Source organism: Rosenbergiella metrosideri (assembly GCF_022602565.1).
GTDB lineage: Bacteria > Pseudomonadota > Gammaproteobacteria > Enterobacterales > Enterobacteriaceae > Rosenbergiella > Rosenbergiella metrosideri.
The window spans coordinates 1-5,545 of record NZ_JALBCV010000028.1 but is presented as its reverse complement, the minus strand read 5'-3'; the positions used below and the strand labels follow the sequence as shown (position 1 = coordinate 5,545).

Genomic DNA, 5,545 nt, shown 5'->3' with positions numbered 1-5,545 from the left:
GGCTCGTCACCGATTACAGTCTCAAGGCTCCCGTTTAACTTGCGGTCGTAGCAGTGATAAACCGTGCCACTCGTTAAGTTAACAAAGTCGCCATTGAGGTAAGCGTCGATTAGTTGCTCAGGGTATGAACCTCGAAGCGTATCAGCATAGTCAGGCGGTAAGAATGGATTGCTGTAGGTGCTAGCCTGAACCATTTCATAGCCCGGCTTAGGATTACGCTTCCATGTCTTGTAAACGAACCTAAAGCCCTCTGGCGTTGTGTAGACACTAACCCTATTGAATGGGTTATCTAATCCATTAGGGCGCTGACGATTACGCGCAATAACCTTAATCCACACATCCTTAGCGTGTTGCTCTTTCAGTGTGTCGATTTCGTCAATATGGCTTCGATATGACTCATATCCAACTATTCTCGCTGGATTGTCGAGAGTCCGTAGTACGAAATCACCGATACCAGGTGACGCGGTATAAATAATGTTCTCTGATTTATTGTACTTATAGCGGATACCGTACTCGCTGAGCTTATCTTCCATGCGTGGTGCAAGAATTAACCGGATAAGGTCGTAGGTTGGCTCATACATCGCTATTAGTGCGTCAGATGAATGGCTAGCGTCACGAAACGCGCTCACCGCCATTGTTTCTGTCTTGCCAGTACCAAACCCGCCGACAAATGCCGGATATTTGCACTGTAAGTTAAAGAATCTACCCTGCGGAGGCGTTAGGGTCGTTCTGATTGTTCTCCCCGACAATGACAACCTCCATTCGAGTGATTGGGTGATCGCTTCCGATGCTTTCTGACTCACGTTTAAGCTTGGCTATTTCTAACTTCTTGCGCTCTATCTCTAGTCGCTTGAGTTCAATATCTTCTGGTGAGTCGTATAGCCCGAGTAACTTGGCTTTATGAACGGTCGCCGATGCTGCCGCTGATGCCTGCGGAGTTTCTGAGGTCAATGCTGCCGTTCTCGCCTCCTCAAGCTCTCTGAGGATTGATTCACGGCTCACTCCATGCTTCTTTTGGGACTCAGCCTGCAATTCAGCGATACGGGCAGAAATGTACGGTTTTGTTAGGTTTTCGCATCCAACGTTGCGGGCAGTCTTTGCACTGTACCCCGCACGAATAGCCGCTTGCGTGGCGTTTAGGTCTACGAGGTACTCATTGCAAAACTTTTCCTGTTTCGCCTTGAGCGCCATTATTTATTCCTTGTTGATTGCATTAAACAGCACCCGATAGGATGCTCTGTGATGCAGGCTAAACTTTGTCGTAGGTAGCAAGGAAGATGTCGGGTTTGCATGGATAGAACTCACCTTGAACACCTTTGATGATGTAGTCACCCACAGATGCGTGGTGATCACCTTCTAATGTTCGGATTGTCATACCTTTAACGTCACCGAGAGTTGCATCGCGGCCCACAAAATTGAATATTTCTTGTTGGTTTTTACCTGTCCATTGAATGGCCTCAATGACGACAGGCTTTTTACGATATTGATTCATCTTGCACGCCCCAGTTTTCTTCGTTCATGTTGTCACCTTTGATACAGAGAGCCGTTGTGAAAGTGGCTCTCGGGTTGGTTAGTGTGGCCGCATGTGACCAGAGAAGACGCATTCGGCAAAATAGTCTAAGACATCTTCTATCTCGGTTATGCCATCATCCTTAAGCCCTTCATATCTGCCTACGGATGCGAAATGCTTAACTCTATTAAGGTTGCATACATCTAGCATCTGGTAAAAGAATATCTCCACTTCAAGGGGACTCATGCCCCCTTCAATGAAGTATGTGACGAGGAAAGATGCCAATGGTCCTGACTTTAGCCCGATATCACCATACTTTGACCGATATATAGGCTGGCGATGAATCGATGCTTGCCTGATGCAGTATTCTTCTGCGACTTGAGTGGCGATCGGAAACTGTGCTTGAGAGTACGGGTTACCTTCAATCATGCGGCTAACCTGTGCTGCTCTTCGATTAGTGGTTGGCGGTGCTTCTTGTCGAATAGGCCCATCAACGCTTCTTTTCTTTGCTCGTAATCCCATCCCATGCTAATGAATACAGTGTTAGCTCTCTGTAATTCAGTTATGCAGTGAATCTGCTCAGGAGTCAGGTAATCACGGATAGGCTCTTTCTTACCTATCTCATGATGAACGCGAAACTTAGCTGCTGTCATACCTAGCGATATACGATTAATCAAATCAGCTTCGTTACTGAAGTGATGCGGAGCAATACCTTTGCCTTGCGATTCTCGCTCAGACTTTATTGCGTCCGTCATTGGCTTGTATTCGATACGGGCAGTATCACGATATGAAACACGAATCTGCTCTTTGGCCGCTACAGCATCAAACGTTCGGATGACGTGAAGGTGAAACTTAGCGTTAATCCACATTGCATAAGAAAAAACTAACTCTCTGCAAACGTAGGTACCTTGATTCTTGCCGCCTCGAATACTCGTTACGGGAATCCCCGTATCGGTCAACTCTTCGATAAGCTCTTTCGTCTGCTTAAGTCTTAGCCAATCGTGGGGGTCATTGTTCCTCTGGCCGCCTGACGACTTATGTAAGTCATTTAGGCAATAACGACCTTCTTTGTCTTGCTTAACAGTTACGTCAGAGATAATTAATTGCATGGTGATTTCCTTTAGAAACGAGCCTCGTTGCCCAGAAACGACGCCCACAGAGAGGTCACCACCTATAACGGCGTTTCTCCGAGGCTTGTTTCCAGAAGACTCTGCGTTCAGTTAATTCGCCGGGCATGGCGCATAAAAAAGCCCACCGGTTAAAGTGGGCTTGGGAAAGAGATGATGAACGAGGTAATGCAGCGCAATTGTCGTAATGCTTCACAGCATGACTAAATCACTTGTCAGTTATGACCATCAATCAGATGGAATACTACCTATAGGTAATAACCACAATTGAGGCCACGTTAATGACCTCTGTTCTGGTTACTAAATCAGTTGTTTGGCTAACTTACACAGGTCATCGAATACTGCGTGGGCCTGACTGCCGGCAGTGGTGACCAGATCTTTCAACTTGGCTTCGAATAGCTCGACATCGGTTTTCACTTGCTCAACGTCAGTTTTCACTGTTTCTGGTGCTGCTACTACGGGATCGGCTACTGTCTGTGCGGTAGTTACTGGCTCGGTCATGGGTTTACTCTCTTTGGTGAATAGGCTTTTCAGCCACTGGATGAATTTCATTGGCGTTGCGCCTCGATTATTCTGATTGCCTGTCGGTCAATGTTGGCCTGATTCAGTAAGCCGAATAGCTCGGCATTGAGTGCCACACTGTCGCCGTAGGTGAATGAGTCGCTTATCTCTGGCTTAGCGAGCGGTGCTGTCAGGTCGGCCGGTATTGCTAGGCACGGGACCTTTACCGCCTGATACTCGACTGCCTTCTGCGGCTTCGCGCAACTTGCTAACAGCGACACTATTAACAGGAGACAAGGCGCACTTATCAGTTGCCAGATAGCGTTTAATTTCATTCTGTAACTCTCTGTTATGTTCTGCGGTGTCGGCACGTTGAGCGAGTACGTCAGCCATTACAGCGTTCTGTTTAGTGACTGCCTGAGTAAGTTGTTGAACGCCATCGGCCAGATTATCGTTTTTGGCGCGGAGGCTGTTTATCTGCTCGTCTTTACTGTCTGCTAGCTGCTCTAGCCGTGTGTTGGTAGCTTTAAGCTGTGAGTTACTGACATTCAGCCCCCACAAGGCGAGAAGGACAGCTACTGGGATAATGTATCTAGCGCTGTTTTTTAGAATGCTAATCAATTTGAGCATTGAATAAACCCCGCTCTCTTTGGCGCCTAGAGGCAAGGATACTTGGGTTACTCCCAGCTCTGGACCACATCAACATACAGTCAGCGGCTTTACCATAGTTACCTGCGTTAAGCTCTTTAAGCATGGTGGAACTCTTGAAGGCGTTTACACCAATATTGAAGATAAAGGAGCATAGCGCGTCGTATTGGTTCTGATTGAGATTTACTTTCACGTTGTCAGCGATTGCAGACTCTACCCAGGAGAGGTCTTTTTTCAGTATTTCAGATGACTGCTTAGTGGTGATCGCCATCCCCTTTCCTACGGGGATTAGGTTAACCAAACCTGTGTGGCCAACGCCTATCGTCCAAATTCCTCGCGAATCCTGATAAGCACTTAAACGCTCACCCTCTTCTTTCTTGATAAAGGCGATGCCGTTATTACTGATATTCATTGTTTGTCTCCATCATCCAACCCGAAGCGATGACGGGCATAAGCGAATATAGAATCGACTCCGGCATAACCGATTGCTGCCGATATAGGCCAGCACAGTTCCGGTGAGAAATCCCAGTGAACGATAGCGAAAAGGGCTGTCAATGTAGGCTTAACGAAGAAGCATAAAATCCCACACATCAAAGCCCCTGTTATCACATCCTTGGGATTGCCGTTTTTCTTTCTAACGCCAGCAAGGATTGACATAACAGCCGCTAAGATTGAGTAGCCGATTTCATTACGATGATTCGCTAACCATGAAAGCCATGCAGCCCACCAATCAGGTCTGTCTTGCATAGTCTGTTTCTTCATAGTTACCCCCAAGTGGGGATTTACAGTAGGGATTCACCGCCTGTCAGTTGATAGTATCTGTGTGGGATAATTTGGATTGACTTGCGGTGAAATAAAAAAGGCATCACCGAAGTGAAGCCTTGAAATTTGGGTATAAAAAAACCCCGCCGAGGCGAGGTTTGATATTGGTTTGCTCAGTTCGCTTTTACTCCCAGAGCGTACATTAAATATACTTTAATGAATGCCCATACCTTTTAGCTATTCGTGCTTTATGCTGCATTTTGTAGAATTTCTTTCTTCAATTCTCGTTGAGCGGCATAAAATAATTCTCCTTCCAGTATCGATTCAGCCCATTCCATTCTATTGCGCGCCTCTTTCGGGGTTATGCCAGTGAGATAACTTAAGGACCGCTGCACATCTTGCGAGCTTTTGCATTTGCAGTATCTTAATCTTGCTACTGAACGGATCGGGTTGTCTCGTCCGAATATTTTAGTTATTACACGTTCCATAAAGTCAGCATCATCAGATTCTTTGGCGAGAGCGATGATGTTGGCTGCTGAAGATTGTGGCACCACTAAATCGCGGGCCTTGCGCATTAACTCTTCCCCTCGGTAGCCCTCACAGTAAAGCTGAGACACCACCTTTTCGATTTGCTTGCCCTTCTGTTCACTCCACTCACAACGCATCATTAGACGGCCGAGGATGTTTATTTCTCCTTTGTCATATTCTTCGTTACCAAGGTGTTGCCCCCATAGCTTCAGTAGATGACGAATCCAAGCGCGTTGTGACTCGTTGATAGTCTTCCAGCCATTGCCGAATAAACGCCTCATGTCAGCCGACGATCGTACACCTGATATTTTCACCACTAACCGGTAATCGTGTTCAATGCGCATTCTTCTTCCTCCGCTTATTGCCGGGTTGAACTGGATAACTCTGTGGGATTTTGTACTGGACTGTTGGGGTTACGGGTGAGAAGTGGTTAAGGAATTTGGTTAGCCAAGTCATGACTCCCCCATTC

The 5,545-nt window shown here is 46.7% G+C and carries 11 protein-coding genes; all 11 read right to left on the bottom strand.

The features are described 5' to 3' along the window. The coding region (locus tag MKR94_RS16065) for a terminase large subunit domain-containing protein (protein ID WP_241647829.1) at window positions 1-749 on the bottom strand (749 nt) is incomplete at its 3' end. Beyond that, complete coding sequence (locus MKR94_RS16060; RefSeq protein ID WP_241647828.1) at window positions 703-1,191, bottom strand: terminase small subunit; 489 nt, start codon at window positions 1,189-1,191, stop codon at window positions 703-705. The genes MKR94_RS16065 and MKR94_RS16060, both read right to left, overlap by 47 nt. A gap of 58 nt (window positions 1,192-1,249) precedes the next feature. After that, on the bottom strand, window positions 1,250-1,492 hold the full coding sequence (locus MKR94_RS16055) for a hypothetical protein (RefSeq protein ID WP_241647827.1): 243 nt from the start codon (window positions 1,490-1,492) through the stop codon (window positions 1,250-1,252). 78 nt (window positions 1,493-1,570) lie between these two features. Then, window positions 1,571-1,939 (bottom strand): hypothetical protein, encoded by a 369-nt coding sequence (locus tag MKR94_RS16050; RefSeq protein WP_241647826.1) that lies wholly within the window; start codon window positions 1,937-1,939, stop codon window positions 1,571-1,573. Further along, window positions 1,936-2,619, bottom strand: coding sequence for a KilA-N domain-containing protein (locus MKR94_RS16045; protein ID WP_241647825.1), 684 nt, complete (start codon window positions 2,617-2,619; stop codon window positions 1,936-1,938). Before MKR94_RS16045 ends, MKR94_RS16050 begins: the two co-directional genes overlap by 4 nt. A gap of 318 nt (window positions 2,620-2,937) precedes the next feature. Beyond that, window positions 2,938-3,189 carry a hypothetical protein gene (locus MKR94_RS16040; protein WP_241647824.1) on the bottom strand — a complete coding sequence of 84 codons (252 nt, stop codon included), beginning with the start codon at window positions 3,187-3,189 and terminating at the stop codon, window positions 2,938-2,940. After that, on the bottom strand, window positions 3,186-3,419 hold the full coding sequence (lysC, locus tag MKR94_RS17230) for an Rz1-like lysis system protein LysC (protein WP_422047541.1): 234 nt from the start codon (window positions 3,417-3,419) through the stop codon (window positions 3,186-3,188). Before lysC ends, MKR94_RS16040 begins: the two co-directional genes overlap by 4 nt. Further along, window positions 3,313-3,768, bottom strand: coding sequence for an Rz lytic protein (locus MKR94_RS16035; protein ID WP_241647823.1), 456 nt, complete (start codon window positions 3,766-3,768; stop codon window positions 3,313-3,315). The genes lysC and MKR94_RS16035 overlap by 107 nt, the downstream gene beginning before the upstream one ends. Next, the gene (locus MKR94_RS16030) at window positions 3,752-4,198 is read right to left on the bottom strand and encodes a lysozyme (protein WP_241647822.1); all 447 of its coding nucleotides are present in this window, start codon (window positions 4,196-4,198) and stop codon (window positions 3,752-3,754) included. The genes MKR94_RS16035 and MKR94_RS16030 overlap by 17 nt, the downstream gene beginning before the upstream one ends. Further along, window positions 4,195-4,533: a phage holin family protein gene (locus tag MKR94_RS16025; protein WP_241647821.1), complete on the bottom strand. Its 339-nt coding sequence runs from the start codon at window positions 4,531-4,533 to the stop codon at window positions 4,195-4,197. The genes MKR94_RS16030 and MKR94_RS16025 overlap by 4 nt, the downstream gene beginning before the upstream one ends. A 263-nt stretch (window positions 4,534-4,796) precedes the next feature. Beyond that, window positions 4,797-5,420, bottom strand: a complete 624-nt coding sequence (locus MKR94_RS16020; RefSeq protein WP_241647820.1) for a hypothetical protein — start codon at window positions 5,418-5,420, stop codon at window positions 4,797-4,799. Window positions 5,421-5,545: the final 125 nt, after the last annotated feature.